Raw genomic sequence first — 19,821 nt, 5'->3', positions numbered from 1 at the left:
GCTTGATGATAATTATCAGTTTGATAATTATCTGATCCTCTGCATGTTATTTATTTAATACCCACCGTATCGCCTGCGTGATTTCACAGTAGATGTTTTCAATTTTTGAATTCAGCTCGCAAAAATTACTCGTGTTTTTATTTCTTACCTGTGCTGGCACAGCCTTTGCTTATTTCTAACCGTTTAAGATACTCACATTAGTTCTATTCTTATTATGGAGAATGGTATGGATACAACGCTGGTAGGCACTGAAGTCCCGCGCGTTGACGGTGTAGCAAAAGTCAAAGGAAGCGCTATTTACGGCGATGATATCGTCATGCAGGGTATGCTTTACGGGGTTTGTCGTTACGCGGATATTGCTGCTGGCCGCCTGGAAACTCTCGACATCAGTGAAGCACAAAAAATCCCCGGCGTGGTGTATATCGCCACCGCTAAGGATGTCAAAGGTGTCGAAAAAATAGGCGTCATTATTCCAGACTACCCGCCGATTGCGAAAGATGAAATCGCCTTCCGAGGGGACGTGATTGCGATTATTGCAGCTGAAACCTACGAGGCCGCATGCCTGGCGGCTGACAAAATCAGCGCAACCTACACACAATACACCCCGATAACCGATCCACAAGAAGCCCTCCAACCGGGTGCGCGGTTGATTCATAGCGACAGTGAAAGCAACGTTATCAATCGTCATCATACGGTAAAAGGCGATATTGACGCCGGGTTCGCTGCTTCTACACATATATTTGAGCGTGAATATGAAGTGGGTTTTCAGGAGCACGCATATATAGAACCTGAATCGATTATCAGCTATTTAGATCCTAACGAACAAATTATTACTATTGCAGGTTCTATTCAGAATGCGCACCGCGTTCGTGGCCTTGTCGCTAAATATCTTGGATTGCCGCAGTCTAAAGTTAACGTTAAACGCTCCGTGCTGGGTGGTTCATTTGGCGGCAAGGATGATATTATCGATCATCTTTCCTGCCGAGCGGCATTATTAACCACTCTGACCGGTCGCCCGGTTAAATTCACATATAATCGCGAACAGTCGATGCGCGAAAGTTATAAGCGCCATCCTTATAAAATGAAATACAAAATAGGGTTGGATGACGATGCGCGTATTCAGGCGATAAAAATAGATATCATTGCGGATGGCGGCAGTTACGCAGGCCAAACTATTTTTGTGACCTGGCGGAGTTCAGTGCAGGCCGCAGGCCCATATAATATTCCCAACGTCAGAGTTGATGTCACAGGCGTCTATACCAACAACAATTACACTTCCGCATACCGTGGCTACGGCGCGCCGCAGGTCATTTTTGCCAACGAATCGCTGATGGATGAAGTGGCTGCCACCTTTAAAATTTCGCCGGTAGAACTTCGCCGCCGAAATGTGCTGAAGCAAAACGATACCAGCATGGCCGGGCAGGTCTTTAGCGAACACACCGTTTCTGCCGAAGAGGTACTGGACCGGGCGCTGAACAGTGCAGAGTTCTGTGCCAAACGGGATCACTACCAGCGTCTAAACGCCCAAAACAACCCCGTAAAATACGGTATTGGCCTGGCTTTAAGCCACCGTGGTTGCTCTCTTGGTGCCGAAGGGATGGATGCCTCATCCGCGCTGATTCAAATAAACGCTGATTGTAGTCTTAACATCTCAACTTCGGTGTCAGAAAACGGCCAGGGGTTGCAAACGACCATGTCGTTGATTGCTGCTGAAGCCTTCGGTCTACCGCTTGAACAAGTGATGTTTACCGATCCCGCGACGGCAATGATCGCCGATGGTGGCTCTACGGTTGCATCGCGCGGCACGCTGATGGGAGGGCAGGCAGTGCTGAGTGCTGCCAATAAGCTGAAGTGCAGAATGGTAAAGGTGGTCGGCAAAGCTTTAAATGCCAGCTCAGTGGATGAACTGAATTGGGAAAACGGTGAGGTCTATAATCGGCAGCAACCGGACCTGCGTCTTTCATTTAATGAGGTCGTTGGTAAAACCAAAGCTGCGGGAGAAAATCTTTCTGCCTATGGCTGGCACGTGGCCCCGGACATTCATTGGGATGAGCATAAAGGCTCTGGTAGCCCGTATTTCACTTGGGTCTACGGTTGCCAGATTGCAGATGTCGCAGTGGACACGCGCATTGGCAAGATAACACTCAACCACATCACTGCAGTGCATGATGTAGGTAAAGTGATCAATCGCGTTGGCATTGAAGGGCAAGTCTACGGCGGCGTAGTTCAAGGGATGATTGGCTACGGCATGCTGGAAGATTTCAATATTACCCACGGTGAAGTGAAATCTGAAAACTTTGATACCTACCTGCTGCCAACCATCAAAGATGTCCCACCGATAACGGTTATTACCGTGGAAAACCACGATAAAGCCGGTCCTTATGGCGCGAAAGTGATTGGTGAGCCCGTGCTGGAACTGGGGGCGGCTGCGTTGAACAACGCGGTTAGCTTTGCACTGGATCGCTGGAATCGCCAGATCCCACTCACCCTCGAGCAGGTTCGCCTGGGCTACAACCTGAAAAAACCAGAGCGCCAAAGTGAACTTCAGGGCGAGCAAGGTGAGAAAAAACAAACGTTACGGCTCAACAATCTCTCCGTCTGTACACCGTCTTCACTCAATGATGCCCTGCAAGCTATGCAAGAGCCCGGCGCAATGGCGATTGCCGGGGGAACTGACCAACTGGTGCAGGCAAGGATGCAGGTCAGCAATCTTAAACTGGTGAATATTTCAGGCCTGAAAGAACTTAGCCAGATTGTAGAAGCTGACGGCGGCTTAGTGATTGGCGCTGCGGTCTGCTTTAGCGATCTTGTCGCCCATCCAGCCGTTCGCGAACGTTATCCCGTGCTGGTCACCGCCTGTCGCACGATAGGCTCGCTGCAATTGAGAAACCGCGCAACCATTGGAGGCAATATTGTCAATGCCGCACCATGTGCGGACTCAGTGCCTCCGTTGATCATTCTGGATGCTGAGGTGGAGCTGCAATCCTCATCAGGAATTCGCTATCTACCGTTAAGTCACTTTATAGAAGCGGGTTATCGCACAAGTCTTCAACCCGGAGAATTGCTGACGCGGGTGCTCATTCCCAAGCCACAGCCTGAAATTCAGCAGTATCGCTATCTGCAATTGGGCCGCCGAAACGCGCTGAACATTACTCGCCAGAGTTTGACTGGGCAATTCAGCCTGGATGGACAAGGTAAACTGACGTTTTGCCGACTGGTGGATGGCGCGCTGTTCAGCAAGCCACAGCGGTTGCACGAAGTCGAAAATTGCCTCACGGGTAAAGTGCTTTCTGCACAGACCATCGAAGATGCGGCGGAAGTCCTTAATCAGAAGATGGAGGCTGCAATAGGCAAGCGTTGGTCAGCGGCATACAAAATGCCGGTCTATCTCGACATGTTCCGCCAGATGTTGGGCGAGTTGCTGAACGAAAGAAAGTGAGCAGGATAAAAAAATGAAAACGATAGAGCTGAAAGTTAACGGTATCCGTGTGAGCCGTGAAGTGAGCGATAACCGCCGTCTAGTTGATTTTTTACGTGAGGATCTGCGGCTCACCGGCACCAAAGAAGGATGTTCGGTGGGTGAGTGTGGAGCCTGCACCATCATTATGAATGGTAAAGCTGTCTGTTCGTGTCTGGTGCTGGCGGTCCAGTGTGAGGGGGCTGAAATCTCAACCGTCGAAGCGCTGCATCATGAACCTATTGGCTTGAAACTACAGAATGCCTTCGTACGCCACGGGGGGACGCAGTGTGGATACTGCACCCCGGGAATACTGATGAGCAGCAAAGCGTTGCTCGACAGTAACCCTAATCCTTCAGACGATGAAATTTGTGAAGCGCTTGAAGGCAATCTGTGTCGCTGTACGGGTTACCACCCCGTGATTAAATCTATAAAAGCTGTCCTGAAGTCTGTTGGATAATTCATTGGCCCCGTTTCTGGGGCCTTTTTTCGAGGTGTGCGATGGAAGACAAACCAGAGTGCGTTATGTTGGCTGCAGGGCTTTCGAGCAGAATGGGCGCGTGGAAAATGATGCTCCCATGGGACGAGGGCACAGTACTGGATAGCGCGATTGAACATGCTCTGGGGTTTTGTGAACGAGTGATTCTGGTGACGGGCCACCGGGCGGATGAACTTCATGTTCGTTATGGCAATCATCCCGGCGTGACACTGGCCTACAATCCCGATTTTCAGCAAGGAATGTTCTCTTCGGTGCAATGCGGAATCGCTCAGACGCGCGGACAGCATTTTTTCCTGGCATTAGGTGATATGCCGACGATCAGTCCTGCGGTTTATGCCACGTTGTGGGAATCACGTGGGCCCGATTGCTGTGTGCCCGAATTTGCAAGCTACCGCGGCCATCCTGCGTTATTGCCTGGTGCTATGCGCGGAGCCATTCTCGCAACCCCAGACAACGGGATGCTAAAGTCGTTAATGCAAACTTTTGGCCGGCGGAGTATCGCGGTGGATGAACCGGCTATCCACGAAGATGTGGACACGCCGGTACAGTATCAAAAGCTTGCAGCCGAATGGTGCAAGCCAGAAAAAGTATACGGTTAGAGGCTATTGCTTTTCGCATCCAGCGCTTCAAGCCCATATTTCTTAATTTTACGGTATAACGTGGCGATGCCGATTCCCAACTCTTCGGCAATCAGGCGCTTGTTTGTTTGGCGAATCAACGCCTCTTCGATCAGCGTCTTTTCAATGGATTTCAGATTTGCACCATTGCTGGCCGTATTTTCCTGATTATGGGTATGAGCAGGAAGCCTGACGGGAGCTGAGTGAAAAGAGGGGGGAAGCATCGCACGATCGATAACCGAGCCCGTAGGGACAATATTGACCAAATACTCCATCAGGTTACTCAATTCGCGTACATTTCCAGGCCAGCGATAATGCAAAAATGCATTAATGACTTCTTCGCTAACGCCTGGGTAGGCCCGGCCAATACGTTGTGTATGCAAATTAAGGAAAAAGTGCATTAGCATCTCTATATCACCCCGTCGTTCACGTAGGGGAGGTAAGGGAACCGGGATCACATTCAGGCGGTAAAAGAGATCTTCACGGAACTGTCCATCCTGTATTTTTTGATCCAATTTCTGATTGGTGGCGGAAATAACGCGAATATCAACCTTAATATATTGACTGGAGCCTACAGGCTGTAGTTCGCGCGTTTCTAACACGCGCAATAGCTTGGCCTGTAATATAAGTGGCATGTCGCCAATTTCATCCAGAAATAAGGTCCCACCGTTGGCAGACTGAATAAGGCCTATTTTCCCTCCCGGTGCCGCTCCGGTAAATGCTCCTTTTGTGTAGCCAAATAACTCACTTTCGAGCAGGTTTTCGGGAATAGCCGCGCAATTTATGGCAATAAAAGGATTTGCCTGACGTGGGCTTAGGCGATGAATTGCTCTGGCAACCACTTCTTTTCCCGTGCCACTCTCTCCTGTCACCATAATACTCGAAGGACTATTCGCCACTTGAGTAATCAGGCGTTTTACTACCTGCATTTGGCATGAGTCACCGATAACATGTTCGATATTTGTTTCTTTATTTTGTTCGTTTTCGTTGTCTTTAAGATGAGACTGGTGGAAAGCAAATAACAATAATCGGTGATTTTCAATAAGGTGAAGTTGGCAGGTGACGGTTTTATGGAGCTGGTTACATTGCAAGCGATACTGCACATAGTCGAATTCAGCATTTAAAGAGCTAGTCAGGGGTTGTAGATCCATTTCCCGTCCGACCAGATGCTCTTCTGTAATCGCCAGGTATTTCAGCGCATTTTCGTTACAGCGTACAACACGGTTTTTATCATCCAGAACGACCACACCCTGATCCATTGCCATGATAAGCCTGGAGAAAAGGCGAGTATCGCTTTCGTTTATCACATTGGTTTTGGCCAGGTTATTGATAACCAACGTTGAGATATGCTTGATGTACTGGATAAACATCTGACTGTTATCACACAAACGTTGATGCTGATCCTGGTTGGTGGCAATCAGGCTAATGACCCCCAGACAGACATTGTCATGCAGAACAGGAACGCCGATAAACGCCAGTTCATGGCAACCGTCGCGGCCTTTACACTCTGAACAAAGTGGGTCTAGTTTCGAGTGGAGAACCACTTTTTCTTTCCCGGTTTCAATAACGGAACGCAACAACTGGTTATTCGTTTCGGGAATTTCACCCAGCCCGCTGCCGTATATTCCTGTTCCGGCTACGCGAACGAAATGATTATCAATAACTTCAACTTCCAGCAATAAAACCCGGTGTAATAACTGGGTGAAATGAGCCACCGTGGGCTGTACCCGCATTAATGTTCCCATGTTTTTATGGGCTGCTTTCTTCTCTGACATAAGTGATACCTGTATTTCAGGGTTGAACTCGTCACATTTCAGGTTCCGCCAGGCGAATCTGAACATTTGATACATATCACATTGAGAAACTTTTTTTATTTATCATTTTGAGCGGGTTTTTAAGCTCCCTTACCCCTGTGCTCCACCCTTAATTCATCATGTCTTCTACCATTCAGTTTTATTTCTTCTCAATGAATCAGCGATTTCTTTGAATTACATATTAAAACTCGATCTTCTTCACATATTAAAACGGGTCGTTCATTAAAACCCGAGATTGGCACGAATGTTGTTAGCTCTCTATCAGCGCCAGAATGCGGCGAAATTCGCACCTATTTTCAATCACAGAGGTCAAGTGTCATGAACTCAATTGCAGGGTTAATTGAAACAATTAATGGACTACCGTCAGATCTTCACAGTAAAGATTTTCTACTTACCTGGGAGCAGAAACACAGCGAATTGCAGCAGGTGCTGAGCATTGCTGAGGCGCTGAAGGCGATGCGGGCAGAAAATATGGCGACCCGCGTGTTTCAAAGTGGCCTGGGGATTTCCGTTTTCCGTGATAACTCCACCAGAACGCGTTTCTCTTATGCCTCGGCGCTGAATTTGCTAGGCCTGGCGCAGCAAGACCTGGATGAGGGCAAATCTCAAATTGCTCACGGTGAAACGGTACGTGAAACCGCCAATATGATCTCCTTCTGCGCTGATGCCATCGGCATTCGTGACGACATGTATCTTGGCGCAGGCAATGCCTATATGCGCGAAGTGGGTGAAGCGCTTGATGATGGCTTTGCACAAGGCGTGCTGCCGCAGCGTCCGGCGTTGATCAACCTGCAATGCGACATTGACCATCCTACTCAGTCAATGGCGGATCTTGCCTGGCTGAAAGAGCACTTTGGTGGGTTAGATAAGCTCAAAGGCAAGAAAATCGCGATGACATGGGCGTATTCGCCTAGCTACGGCAAACCACTTTCAGTTCCACAAGGCATTATTGGTTTGATGACCCGCTTCGGTATGGACGTCACCCTGGCTCACCCGGAAGGCTATGACCTGATACCCGATGTGCTGGACGTTGCGCGTAAGAACGCAACTGAAAGCGGTGGTAGCTTCCGCCAGGTGAGCTCCATGGAAGAAGCCTTTAGCGGTGCGGATATCGTTTATCCCAAATCCTGGGCGCCATGGCAGGTCATGCAGACACGCACCGAGCTTCTGTATGCCAATGATGAACAGGGTCTTAAAGACCTCGAAAAATCGTGCCTGCAACAAAACGCTCTGCACAAAGACTGGCACTGCACGGAAGAGCTAATGAAGCGTACGAAAGGGGGCAAGGCGCTGTATATGCACTGTCTGCCAGCAGACATTAGCGGCGTGTCCTGTGAGGCCGGCGAAGTAGAAGAAAGTGTGTTTGAACGCTATCGCATTGCCACTTACAAAGAGGCGAGCTGGAAGCCATACATCATCGCGGCCATGATTCTGGCAAGAAAATACGCACGCCCTGGTGACGTTCTGGCGCAACTGTTGCGTGAAGCACAGCCACGAATCAAATAATGCGACGATAACAAGGAGCACGAGATGTCTCGGTTTTCGATTCCGATGAAGATTGCTGATAATTCCCGGTTTAACGGCGAAAGCATGGCGCTGTTTTCCCGTGAGCCTGCCTTGCAGGCTAAGGCTTTTCATCAGCAACTGCCTGGTTATCAACCCACGCCCTTGCATTCGCTCAGTGGCTTTGCCAACCAGCTCGGCGTAGCGAATGTGTGGGTAAAAGACGAGTCCCAACGTTTCGGTTTGAACGCGTTCAAAATGCTAGGTGGAGCGTACGCCATCGCTCGCCTGTACTGCGAAAAATACCACCTCGACATTCAACACTTTTCTTTCGAAAAGTGCCGAAATGCCAAACAAGAAAAAATGACCTTTGCTACCACAACTGACGGTAACCACGGTCGTGGGGTGGCCTGGGCAGCAAAAGAGCTTGGCCAACATGCTGTGATTTACATGCCTAAAGGCTCTTCCCAGGAACGCGTCGATCACATCACCCGCCTGGGTGCTGAATGCATCGTCACTGACATGAACTATGACGATACGGTACGTCTGACTATGCGTACTGCTGCCGAACACGGCTGGGAAGTCGTGCAGGACACTGCATGGGAAGGTTACACGCAGATCCCAACCTGGATCATGCAAGGTTACGCCACGCTTGCCGTCGAAGCGGTAGAGCAAATGCCTCAGCCCCCCACACATGTCTTTTTGCAGGCCGGTGTCGGGGCTATGGCGGCTGGGGTATTAGGCTATCTGGTTGATGTGTATGGCGCGCAAGCGCTGCATAGCGTCACCGTAGAGCCCGAACGTGCCGATTGCATTTATCGTTCAGGATGTAGTGGAACCCTAACCGCGGTAGCCGGCGAAATGAACACCATTATGGCGGGACTGGCCTGTGGTGAGCCTAATCCACTAGGGTGGCCATTACTGCGTAACTGTTCGCACCAGTTCATCTCGTGCGACGACCGTGTCGCCGCTCTGGGCATGCGCGTTTTGGGTAATCCGCTTCGTGGTGATGCTGCAATCATCTCTGGAGAATCAGGCGCAGTCACTATGGGCGTTCTGGCTGCGGTGATGTTCCACCCAGAAAAAAATAGCCTCATGCAACGACTCGGTCTCAATGATCAATCCCGCGTTCTGCTGATAAGCACCGAAGGAGACACCGACGTTCAGCATTACCGGGAAGTCGTATGGGAAGGGAAACACAGTATCTCAGGTTGCAACAATCAGGAGCATCAAAATGACTAAAATTCCATTCAGTGACATCGTCGCGAAAGCCGAACATTACAAAGCGGATATGACCCGTTTTTTGCGCGATATGATTGCTATCCCAAGTGAAAGTTGTGATGAAAAACGCGTCGTTCACCGCATTAAAGAAGAAATGGAAAAGGTGGGCTTCGACAAAGTTGAAATTGACCCAATGGGCAATATTCTCGGTTATATCGGCCATGGGCCACACTTGATTGCCATGGATGCGCACATCGACACCGTTGGTATCGGCAATATCAAAAACTGGGACTTCGATCCGTACAAAGGGATGGAAGATGACGAAATTATCGGCGGTAGAGGTTCGTCTGACCAGGAAGGTGGAATGGCGTCCATGGTTTACGCCGGGAAAATCATTAAAGATCTGGGGCTGGAAGGCGACTACACCCTGTTGGTCACCGGGACCGTTCAGGAGGAAGACTGCGACGGTTTGTGCTGGCAGTACATTATTGAACAATCGAAAATTCGCCCGGAATTTGTCGTCAGTACCGAACCGACAGACTGCCAGATTTACCGTGGGCAACGCGGACGCATGGAGATTCGTGTTGATGTGCACGGGGTGAGCTGCCATGGTTCCGCACCAGAGCGTGGCGACAACGCTATCTTCAAAATGGGGCCGATTCTTGGCGAGTTGCAGGAACTGAATAACCACCTTAAATACGACGACTTCCTCGGCAAAGGTACGCTCACGGTTTCAGAAATATTTTTCACCTCGCCAAGCCGTTGCGCCGTTGCAGACAGCTGCGCCGTGTCCATTGACCGCCGCCTGACCTGGGGCGAAAGCTGGGAAAACGCGTTAGAAGAGATCCGCGCTCTGCCCGCCGTGAAGGCCGCGAAAGCCACCGTTAGCATGTACAACTACGAACGCCCGGCATGGACTGGCCTTGTCTATCCTACCGAATGCTATTTCCCAACCTGGAAAGTGGAAGAAGACCATATTACGGTCAAAACCCTCAGCCAGGCCTATCAGGGATTGTTCAATAAAGATCCTGTGGTAGATAAATGGACCTTCTCGACGAATGGCGTTTCTATTATGGGCCGCCACGGTATTCCGGTTATTGGCTTCGGTCCAGGCAAAGAGCCAGAAGCGCATGCCCCGAATGAAAAAACCTGGAAAGCCCACCTGGTGACTTGTGCTGCCATGTACGCCGCGATTCCTCTGATGTATCTGGCCGAGCGTAAGCATTAAACAAGAAGTGCCATAGCGGGTGGGTTTCTCACCCGCTTCATGTTTATCCAACACGGCAGGGTTAAAGATGAAATGCTTAATCCAGGGCGGGACCGTTGTAGATGAGTGGGGCGAGTATCGCCAGGATTTGCTGCTGGAAGATGGCAAGATAGCCAGGCGCGAAAGCCATATTACGCCTGACGATGACACAGAGATCATCGACGCCTCCGGTTGCCTGGTCATGCCCGGTGGCATAGACGCACATACCCATTTTAATATCGATGTCGGTCTTGCTCGCAGCTGCGATGATTTTTTTACCGGCACCCGCGCTGCCGCCTGCGGTGGGACCACAACCATTATCGATCACATGGGTTTTGGCCCCAAAGGTTGTAGCCTTCATCATCAACTGGAAAAGTACCACGAGTACGCGGCAGGAAAAGCCGTCATTGATTATGCTTTTCATGGCGTTATCCAGCATATCGACGCGGATATTCTCAGTGAAATGGCCTCGATGGTGGTGGATGAAGGCATCAGCAGCTTTAAAATTTATCTCACCTACCAGTACAAACTTGACGACACCGCCATCTTAAAAGCGCTCAGTGAACTGAAGCGCGTCGGTGCGCTGGTCACCGTTCATCCGGAAAATGATGCAGCCATTCGCTACCGTGTTGAGCAATTTGTGCAGGAAGGAAAAACACAAGCTATCTGGCACGCCCGTAGTCGGCCCATTGCCTGCGAAACGGAGGCCATTTCGCGAGTCGTTCATCTTGCGCAACTGGCAGGAAACGCGCCGCTTTATATTGTCCATCTGTCAAATGGCGCAGGGCTGGATGTATTGCGTGCTGCTCGCCATAAAGGGCAGCCTGTTTGGGTTGAAACCTGCCCACAATATCTCCTGCTGGACGAAGATGAATACCGCCAGCCGGATGCTCTGAAGTTTATTCTCAGCCCACCGCTGCGTGATAAAGCCCAGCAGGAACAGCTTTGGGAGGGGATTTGCGATGGAGCCATCGACACTGTCGCCACCGACCATTGCACCTTCCCATATTCCCAGCGTGTTGCGCTTTCCAACGGTGATTTCACTCGCTGTCCAAACGGTTTGCCCGGCGTTGAAAACCGTATGTCGCTGATGTTTACCGAGGGTGTTGCCACGGGTCGGATTACCCCGTCTCGTTTTGTCGAACTCTGTAGCAGCACCCCTGCCAAATTATTTGGCCTGTGGCCGCAAAAAGGCTCACTTCAGGAGGGCGCCGACGCGGACATCGTGTTGTTTGACCCGAACAGGACCGGCATCGTTCGCCATGAATCCCTGCACGACAACGTGGATTACTCACCCTATGAAGGAATGGCATTGCGCGGCATTCCTGTCGTGACACTGTCACGCGGTGAGGTAGTGTGGCGCGACGGCGTGTTCACAGGTTATGCGGGGCATGGACGTTTTTTACATCGTAAGCCATTTACCACAAGGAATTTAAAATGAAAAAGAGAATTGTGCTGGCGCTGGGTGGCAATGCCCTCGGTGAGGATCTTCAGCAGCAGATGCACGCCGTCAAAATTACCGCAAAGGCGATTGTCGATTTGATTGCCCAGGGGCATGAACTGGTCATTACTCACGGGAACGGCCCACAGGTAGGTATGATTCATCAGGCTTTTGAAGCGGCGGCTTTTCAGCATGGAAGCCAGACATTACCCATGTCAGTGTGCGTGGCACTCAGCCAGGGGTACATCGGCTACGATCTGCAAAATGCGTTACGTGAAGAGTTGCTGAACAGAGGTATCAACAAACCGGTGACCACGCTGATAACTCAGGTGCTGGTAGATAAACATGACCCGGCCTTTATTGAACCGAGCAAACCCATTGGCTCATTCCTCAGCAAAAGTGAAGCCGAGAAACTGATGGTGCAGGGCGTGGACGTTCGCGAAGATTCTGGTCGCGGATGGCGGCGCGTTGTGGCCTCTCCGAAACCGAAGGATATTATCGAGAAAGATTCGGTGAAAGCACTTCTGGATGCCGGTCACGTGGCGATTACCGTCGGCGGTGGTGGTATTCCGGTTGTCAGCCAGGGCAACCATTTAAAGGGTGCCAGCGCGGTGATTGATAAAGACTGGGCAAGTGCGGTTCTGGCTGAAATGATTGATGCCGATATGCTGATCATTCTGACAGCGGTGGAAAAAGTGGCCGTTAACTTTAATCGCCCTGACCAGAAGTGGCTGGACAACATTACCGTTGACGACGCTAAACGTTATATCGAACAGGATCAGTTTGCGAAAGGGTCCATGTTGCCAAAAGTGGAAGCCGCTATGCACTTTTCCGCATCGGCTCCAGGGCGTGAAACGCTTATTACGCTTCTTGAAAAAGCCAGCGACGGGATTGCCGGTAAGACCGGCACCCGCTTGCGCAATATGTAGATTGATTACATGGCGACGCGGGTCGCCATTTTTAGCTCATCAGCATGAATAGCCTCAGGCTTGCCGGACGCCACCTTTTTAGCTCCTTTTATGTCCAGCAACAATTCTGCGAGCACACTGATCGCAATTTCTTGTGGCGTTTCGGCGCCAATATCTAACCCCACAGGCGAACGCAAACGCGCGATCTGCTCCTGCGCCACACCTTCCTGCTGTAATTGTTGTTTAAAGTGATGCACTTTGCGGCTGCTGGCCAGCAGGCCAAGAAAACGGGCAGGGCGCGGTAATAATGCGTCGAGGGATTCTTTGTCCTGGTGATTGGTGGCGATAATCACCAGGCTTTTATCATCCAGAGGCAGGTCAGATATCAAAGTGGTAAACGAATTTCCATAGATGCGATGACAGGTTGCTGGCATGTCAGGGTGATCAAGGCTTTCCTGCCAGGTATCGAGCACATGGACATCAAAATTCAAAGGGACTGCTGCCTGAGCTATCGCGCGGTTAACGTGGCCCCCGCCAACAAGTATCAACGACGGTCGCCTGGGATAAACCGCGATATGGACTGTCATCGCGCCACCGCAGTCAGAACCTACGGCGTGCTCGCCCTGTCGCGCCATTCTGCCTTGAAAAACGCAGGAACACTCGTCGGCCAGCGCCTGCCGCGTTCTATCCAGCACCAAGCGTTCCATCATGCCGCCGCCAATGGTACCGATGGTTTCCCCCGTTTCGGTGACCAACATGCTTGCCGAATGGCGTGGCGTGGAGCCTCTGGACTCAATAATGTGGATCAGCGCAAAACTGCGGTTTTCGTTTTCACAAAGGCATGCCTGCTGAAAAATACTCATGACGACTCCCGTTTCAGAAACCATTTGCTTTCATTCATGCAATAACTATGCCCTGCAATAAATAGCGTTATTTCAGCGCGATGACTCTCTAAACGTCTCATTACGATAAAACATTTCTTAATTTGAAATTAAACGTTCGATAAATATCAAAGTGGCATTTGAATTTATGCCATATCCACCCAGTCATGCGATCCCCTTCACATATTCTGCACTGCGCAGCAAAGATGCTGCGCAGTGGCGCGGTTGTTGCTTCTGCTGTTGTAAAAAAATGCCCGTAAGGCGAAAGGCCACATTATTAAGGAGCAATGACTATGAGTGATATTATGCGTCCGATTCCCTTTAGCGAACTGCTACAGCGTATGTTCGCCGAATATGAAGCGAATCGCTCTATTTTTGGCATCCCGGAAAGCGAGTTTTATCCACGCGATCCCCGTAAACAGCTCACTATTTTTGGTGAAACCTGTGACACCCCGGTCGGCCCCGCAGCCGGGCCGCATACCCAACTTGCCCAGAATATCATCACCTCCTGGCTTACAGGCGGCAGTTTTATCGAATTGAAAACCGTGCAAATTCTGGACAGGCTGGAGCTGGAAAAACCCTGCATCGATGCAGAAGACGAAGCCTTTAATACGGAGTGGTCGACGGAGTTCACGCTGCTAAAAGCCTGGGACGAATATGCCAAGGCGTGGTTTGCGCTGTGGCTGCTTGAAGAAATATTTTCCCCTCGTCATGGAATAAGCGGGCGCTCATTTATATTTAACATGAGCGTAGGCTATAACCTTGACGGTATTAAGCAGCCTGCGATGCAAAAATTTATCGACGAAATGATTGATGCCTCAAATAACGCGAAATTTGCATCTTATCGTCAGCAGTTAAAAAATTTGCTCTCAAGCGATGCCTTTATTTCGCTGATGGGCCTGGAAGCGCGGCGTGAAGAATTAACGAAATTGCCTGAACGAATTCCTGCCACGATGGTAAAAGGCGTCACGCTTTCTACGATGCACGGCTGCCCGCCGGACGAAATAGAATCGATATGCAGCTATATGCTGAACGAAAAAAAATTACATACCTTCGTGAAACTTAACCCAACGCTATTGGGCTATTCACGCGTACGCGAAATTCTGGACGGCTGTGGGTTTGATTATATCGGTCTGAAGGAAGAGTCTTTCGCCCACGATCTTAAGATCGATCAGGCGCTGGAAATGCTACAGCGTTTGATGGCGCAAGGGAAAACGGTGGGGCGCGAATTTGGCGTTAAACTCACTAACACACTGGGTACTATCAACCATAAAGGCCACCTGCCAGGTGAAGAGATGTATATGTCTGGCCGCGCCTTGTACCCTTTATCAATCAACGTGGCTGCGTTGCTCTCTAACGCTTTCCAGGGGCTGTTGCCTATCTCTTATTCTGGCGGCGCCAGCCAGTTTAATATTGCCGATATCTTTGCCACGGGTATTCATCCCATCACGATGGCGACGGATCTGCTCAAACCGGGCGGCTATCTGCGTCTGGCGAAATGTGCGGAAATTCTGGCTACAGGAGACGGCTGGGAACGACACTCCGTTGATGTGGCAAAGCTCGAAAAGCTTGCCGCAGATGCATTAACACAAAAATGGACGCAGAAAGAGTGGAAGAGTAAGGAGCAGATTAATGCGGGCGGGCCGCTTCCTTTAACCGATTGTTACGTCGCGCCTTGCGTGACCGCCTGTGCTATTCACCAGGACATCCCGGAATATCTAAGCCTTGCGGGTGAAGGTCGCTACGCAGATGCACTTGAACTGATTTATCAACGCAATGCGCTGCCCGCCATTACCGGCCATATCTGCGACCACCAGTGCCAGTACAACTGCACGCGTCTTGATTACGAAAACTCGCTGAACATTCGCGCCATTAAAGATCTGGTGGTGGCTAAAGGATCGGCTGAATACCGTAGTCGCTGGCATAAACCTGCCGGTTCCGGTGAAAAACACCCTGTTGCGGTGATGGGTGCTGGTCCTGCCGGGCTTGCTGCGGGTTATTTCCTCGCCCGTGCCGGCCATAAGGTGACACTTTTCGAGCGTGAGGCCAATGCCGGCGGCGTGGTGAAAAACATTGTTCCACAGTTCCGTATCCCGGAAGAGAAAATCCGCCACGATATCGATTTTGTTGCCGCCCATGGCGTGGAGTTTGTCTTTAACTGTGAGCCAAATCTGACGGTTGAAAAACTCAAGGCGAAGGGTTTCCACTACGTTTGCATCGGGATTGGTGCGGAGAGTAACAATGGCATCCCTCTGGAGGGTGATAGCCGTCATATTTATAAATCATTCGATTTCCTGCGTGCTTTTAACCAGGGCAAAGCACTGAACGTAGGTCGTCATGTGGCGGTTGTCGGGGCCGGGAATACGGCGATGGACTGCGCAAGGGCCGCTTTGCGTATTCCTGGTGTGGAAAGCGCCACCATTGTTTATCGTCGCAGCAAAAATGAAATGCCGGCATGGCCTGAAGAGGTGGAAGAGGCCGTAGAGGATGGCGTGCAGTTCCGTTTCCTCGCCAATCCGGAACGCCTTGAAAATGGCCAATTGCAAGTCAGAGTGATGCAACTGGGTGAACCAGACGAAAAGGGCCGTCGTAAACCAATTACCACAGATCAAACCGAAACCCTGGCCGTGGATACGCTGATCTCCGCCATCGGCGAAAGCCCGAACTACACGCTGCTTTCTCGCATGGGCGTGCCTTTGGATGATAAAGGTTATCCGCGTCTTAATTCGCAAACGCTGGAAACCACGGCACCTGGAGTCTTCCTGATTGGTGATGTGCAAAGTGGACCGTTGTCTATCGTCTCCGCGATTGCCGGGGCGCGCAAAGCGACGGATGCCATTCTGGCACAAGAGAATATCCGTAGTGATAAAGGCGATAAACGCTGGCTGAATAACGATCCTGTTGCCACTTATGCACGTAAAGGGCGGGTCGCCGTTAAACAGATTGAAGCTGACGCGGGTGATGCCTTTGCGCAACAAGAAGCGCAGCGTTGTCTGGAGTGCAACTATGTTTGCGCCAAATGCGTCGATGTTTGTCCTAATCGCGCCAACGTTTCCATTTCCATCCCCGGCTTTAAAGATCGTTTCCAGACACTGCATCTGGATGCTTACTGCAACGAATGTGGCAACTGCGCACAGTTCTGCCCGTGGCAGGGCAAACCTTACAAAGACAAATTCACCATCTTCAGCCTGGAGAACGACTTCATTAACAGCACTAACTCCGGCTTCCTGTGGCGCAGCAACGAATGCCTGGTTCGCCACCAGCAGGAGATCTGGAATCTGTCTGTTGAGGCCGATGGCTCATTAAGCGATATCCCTGCGGAACTTGCAGAAGTCAGCGCCATTATCACCCACATCAAACAGCATCACAGCTATCTGCTGGGTAGCGTGGAGGAATAACGATGTTAATTCTAAAGAATGCCACGGCAGTGCAGTTTGCCCGGCAAGTGTGCTTGAAGGTGTTGATATTGCTGTTGAAGGTAGCCTGATTGTTGATGTGGGCAATAACTTATCGGCTCGTTATCCGGCAGCTAAGTGTAAAGATATGCACGGGCGCATCGTGATGCCTGGCCTGGTTTGCGCACACAATCACTTTTACTCGGGGCTAGCTCGCGGAATTATGGCGTCTATTGCGCCATGCCCGGACTTTATCTCAACGTTAAAAAACCTCTGGTGGCGGCTGGACCGCGCATTGGATGAGGAATCTCTCTATTACAGCGGCGTAATCTGCTCGCTGGAAGCCATTCGCCACGGCTGCAGTGCTGTTATCGACCACCATGCTTCACCGTGCGCAATCCAGGGATCTTTAAGCATCCTGCGTAAAGGGTTTGTTGAGGCGGGATTGCGTGGCATGACCTGCTATGAAACCACCGATCGCAATGGCGGGCTGGCTGAGTTGGAAAAAGGCGTGGAAGAGAACATTGCCTTTGCACAGCTTATCGACCAGCAGAAAGTGGCATCTTCTGGCTCGTACCTTGTCGAGGCACATATCGGCGCACATGCGCCCTTTACGCTGCCGGATGCGGGCATGCAGATGCTGAAAGAGGCAATAGATCAAACCGGACGGGGGCTGCACATTCACGTGGCGGAAGACAGCTACGATGTTTCTCACTCCCATGATAAGTACGGCTGCGACCCCATCGTGCGCCTGGATGAAGCCGGTTTAATCGGCAAGAAAACGCTTATCGCCCACGGCCTTTATCTCAGCGATACCGAAATCAATTTGCTGAATCAGCGCGGTGCGACGCTTGCCCATAATGCGCGTTCGAATATGAACAACCATGTTGGGTACAACCGGCAACTCACCGCGTTGCAGCGTGTGGCATTAGGCACAGATGGTATTGGTGCCGATATGTTTGAAGAGCTGAAATTTGCGTACTTTAAACATCGCGATGCCGGAGGACCGCTGTGGCCTGATAGCTTCCTTGCCATGTTGCAGCAGGGGAATTCCATCCTCGAAGAGAATTTCGGGGCTCGTTTCGGGAAGCTGGCTGCGGGTTATAAGGCTGATCTCACGATCCTGGATTACACCTCGCCAACGCCGCTACAGGCTGAAAACCTCGCCGGGCATTTTGCCTTTGCGCTCAACAGCAGCCACGTGGATAGCGTGATGGTGGAGGGGAAAATGGTGTACGAAGATAAAGCCTTCCCGCAAAGCGTGGAGAACCTTTATCGCGAAGCACGTAATAGTGCGCAAAAGCTGTGGGCAAGAATGGATAGCCTGTAAGTCACACGGAGAGAACACAATGAACAGTTCTTCGCAATTGGCCGCCCGGCGGTCAGTCGAGCCAGTAGACGAGATTTTGCCGCTGGGGTTGATGATTATTTATGGCTTTCAGCATGTGCTGGTGATGTATGCCGGGGCGATTGCTGTGCCGCTTATCATCGGTAAAGCCGTTGGGTTTACCGATTCGCAGATCATTTTATTGATCAGCACCGATCTGTGTATCTGCGGCTGCGGCACCATTTTGCAGTCAATCGGTATTGGTCGTTGGATTGGCAGCCGCTTGCCCATTATTCAGGGGTGTACCTTTGCCGCACTGATCCCACTGAGTCTAATCGGGCAGCAGTATGGCATGGGGGGGATTTCCGGCGCGGTTATCGTGGCGGGGATTTTCACTATTCTATGCGCTCCATGGATCAGCCGCCTGGTGCGGTTTTTCCCGAAAGTGGTGATGGGCACCATCGTCACGCTTATTGGCCTGTCGATTTTACCTGTGGCAGGTGGCTGGATAGGTGGCGGCAACACCCACGCTGCCGATTTTGGCAGTTGGGGCTCACTGGTGATGGCGGTCTTCACCCTGGTGGTGATTCTGGTTATCTACACTTTCTCAACGGGTATGCTGAAAAATATCGCGGTGCTGTTAGGTATTATCGTGGGCAGCCTGGTGTATGTCTGTATGGGTAAACTCACGCTTACCCCGCTTGATGACATCGGCTGGATAACTTTTCCCACTGTAATGCGGTTTGCAAAACCAGAATTTCACCTTGTGCCTGCCGTACTGCTTTCGATGGTGATGATTGTGGTGATGGTAGAAACCATGTCTTCGATGATGGCGATGGGGGAAATCGTTGGGCGCAAAGCGGATAAAGACGTACTGAAACGTGGGCTTTATGCCACTGGCGCTGCAACCCTGGCTGCCGGTTTTTTCAATATGTTTCCTTATGCAGCTTTTGCCCAGAACGTCGGGCTGGTGAGTATGACAGGGGTACGTAGTCGCTTTATTGTCGGTGTGGCTGGCTGCATTCTGATCGTCATGGGGCTATTCCCGGTACTGGCCGCGATGGTCGTTGCCGTTCCCAAGCCGGTGCTTGGCGGGGCGGGGATCGTGATGTTTGGTATGGTGGCCGTGGCGGGAATACGCACGCTGGGGCAGGTGGATTATCGCAACAATAATAACGGCATGGTTGTTGCGTTAACGCTGAGTATCGGGCTGCTGCCGGTGCTGGTTCCACAACTCTTCCAACATTTACCCGAAGGCATTGGTATGTTCTTACACAGTGGCATCACCATTGGTACTGCGGTGGCGATAGTGGCCAACCTGGCACTTAACGGTGGGCGTCATCATGAACCGGTCTGTGACTGTAACGACAACGAGGTGGATAACACCACGACCGCTGCGCGTAGTGCGGCTATTCGTACGGTACGAGTCTGGTTACTGGTCAGACGCGCAAGGCAAGAACGGGCAATGGGTATACAAAAAGGGCACTAACTACGCGGGGTTACGGGCATATA

12 protein-coding genes and 1 pseudogene are annotated in these 19,821 nt (G+C 51.0%); 11 read left to right on the top strand and 2 right to left on the bottom strand.

Translation table 11 applies throughout. The annotated features are described in order from the left end of the window. Positions 1 to 226: 226 nt before the first annotated feature. Genes RHD99_RS12000 through RHD99_RS11990 form a run of 3 tightly spaced genes read left to right on the top strand, consistent with a single transcriptional unit; the run spans position 227 to position 4,555 of the window. Positions 227 to 3,439: a molybdopterin cofactor-binding domain-containing protein gene (locus RHD99_RS12000; protein WP_309879023.1), complete on the top strand. Its 3,213-nt coding sequence runs from the start codon at positions 227 to 229 to the stop codon at positions 3,437 to 3,439. Positions 3,440 to 3,452: 13 nt separating this feature from the next. Next, the gene (locus tag RHD99_RS11995) at positions 3,453 to 3,917 is read left to right on the top strand and encodes a (2Fe-2S)-binding protein (RefSeq protein WP_183269203.1); all 465 of its coding nucleotides are present in this window, start codon (positions 3,453 to 3,455) and stop codon (positions 3,915 to 3,917) included. A gap of 41 nt (positions 3,918 to 3,958) precedes the next feature. Further along, complete coding sequence (locus RHD99_RS11990) at positions 3,959 to 4,555, top strand: NTP transferase domain-containing protein (RefSeq protein WP_309879021.1); 597 nt, start codon at positions 3,959 to 3,961, stop codon at positions 4,553 to 4,555. Here RHD99_RS11990 and RHD99_RS11985 read toward each other — a convergent pair. Beyond that, entirely contained in the window at positions 4,552 to 6,348 is a 1,797-nt protein-coding gene (locus RHD99_RS11985) for a sigma 54-interacting transcriptional regulator (RefSeq protein ID WP_309879020.1), read from the bottom strand. The genes RHD99_RS11990 and RHD99_RS11985 overlap by 4 nt on opposite strands. Positions 6,349 to 6,705: 357 nt before the next feature. Between RHD99_RS11985 and ygeW the strand changes: the two genes are divergently transcribed. The 5 genes from ygeW (at position 6,706) to arcC (ending at position 12,727) form a co-directional block, all read left to right on the top strand. Then, positions 6,706 to 7,893, top strand: coding sequence for a knotted carbamoyltransferase YgeW (gene ygeW / locus RHD99_RS11980; protein WP_309879018.1), 1,188 nt, complete (start codon positions 6,706 to 6,708; stop codon positions 7,891 to 7,893). A gap of 24 nt (positions 7,894 to 7,917) precedes the next feature. After that, positions 7,918 to 9,132 carry a diaminopropionate ammonia-lyase gene (gene dpaL / locus RHD99_RS11975; RefSeq protein ID WP_309879017.1) on the top strand — a complete coding sequence of 405 codons (1,215 nt, stop codon included), beginning with the start codon at positions 7,918 to 7,920 and terminating at the stop codon, positions 9,130 to 9,132. Beyond that, a complete protein-coding gene (locus RHD99_RS11970; protein ID WP_183269207.1) occupies positions 9,125 to 10,339 on the top strand; it encodes a YgeY family selenium metabolism-linked hydrolase in 1,215 nt (404 codons plus the stop codon). The genes dpaL and RHD99_RS11970 overlap by 8 nt, the downstream gene beginning before the upstream one ends. Before the next feature lie 67 nt (positions 10,340 to 10,406). Beyond that, entirely contained in the window at positions 10,407 to 11,798 is a 1,392-nt protein-coding gene (gene hydA / locus RHD99_RS11965; protein ID WP_309879016.1) for a dihydropyrimidinase, read from the top strand. Then, positions 11,795 to 12,727, top strand: a complete 933-nt coding sequence (gene arcC / locus RHD99_RS11960) for a carbamate kinase (protein ID WP_309879014.1) — start codon at positions 11,795 to 11,797, stop codon at positions 12,725 to 12,727. The genes hydA and arcC overlap by 4 nt, the downstream gene beginning before the upstream one ends. A 5-nt stretch (positions 12,728 to 12,732) precedes the next feature. Here the strand turns inward: arcC and RHD99_RS11955 are convergent, their stop codons facing one another. Further along, complete coding sequence (locus tag RHD99_RS11955; RefSeq protein ID WP_309879013.1) at positions 12,733 to 13,569, bottom strand: XdhC family protein; 837 nt, start codon at positions 13,567 to 13,569, stop codon at positions 12,733 to 12,735. A 311-nt stretch (positions 13,570 to 13,880) separates the two neighbouring features. On the opposite strand from RHD99_RS11955, the gene ygfK reads away from it, so the two are divergent. The 3 genes and pseudogenes from ygfK (at position 13,881) to RHD99_RS11940 (ending at position 19,798) form a co-directional block, all read left to right on the top strand. Then, positions 13,881 to 16,985, top strand: coding sequence for a putative selenate reductase subunit YgfK (ygfK, locus tag RHD99_RS11950; protein ID WP_309879012.1), 3,105 nt, complete (start codon positions 13,881 to 13,883; stop codon positions 16,983 to 16,985). Positions 16,986 to 16,987: 2 nt separating this feature from the next. After that, positions 16,988 to 18,312, top strand: a pseudogene (gene ssnA, locus RHD99_RS11945) (putative aminohydrolase SsnA). Between the two features lie 19 nt (positions 18,313 to 18,331). Then, positions 18,332 to 19,798 carry a nucleobase:cation symporter-2 family protein gene (locus RHD99_RS11940; RefSeq protein ID WP_183269213.1) on the top strand — a complete coding sequence of 489 codons (1,467 nt, stop codon included), beginning with the start codon at positions 18,332 to 18,334 and terminating at the stop codon, positions 19,796 to 19,798. The last annotated feature ends 23 nt before the right edge of the window (positions 19,799 to 19,821 follow it).

This window comes from Buttiauxella selenatireducens, from assembly GCF_031432975.1.
In the GTDB taxonomy this organism is placed as follows: domain Bacteria; phylum Pseudomonadota; class Gammaproteobacteria; order Enterobacterales; family Enterobacteriaceae; genus Buttiauxella; species Buttiauxella selenatireducens.
The sequence above is the reverse complement of the archived record's forward strand: the minus strand, read 5'-3'. Positions and strand labels throughout refer to the sequence as shown.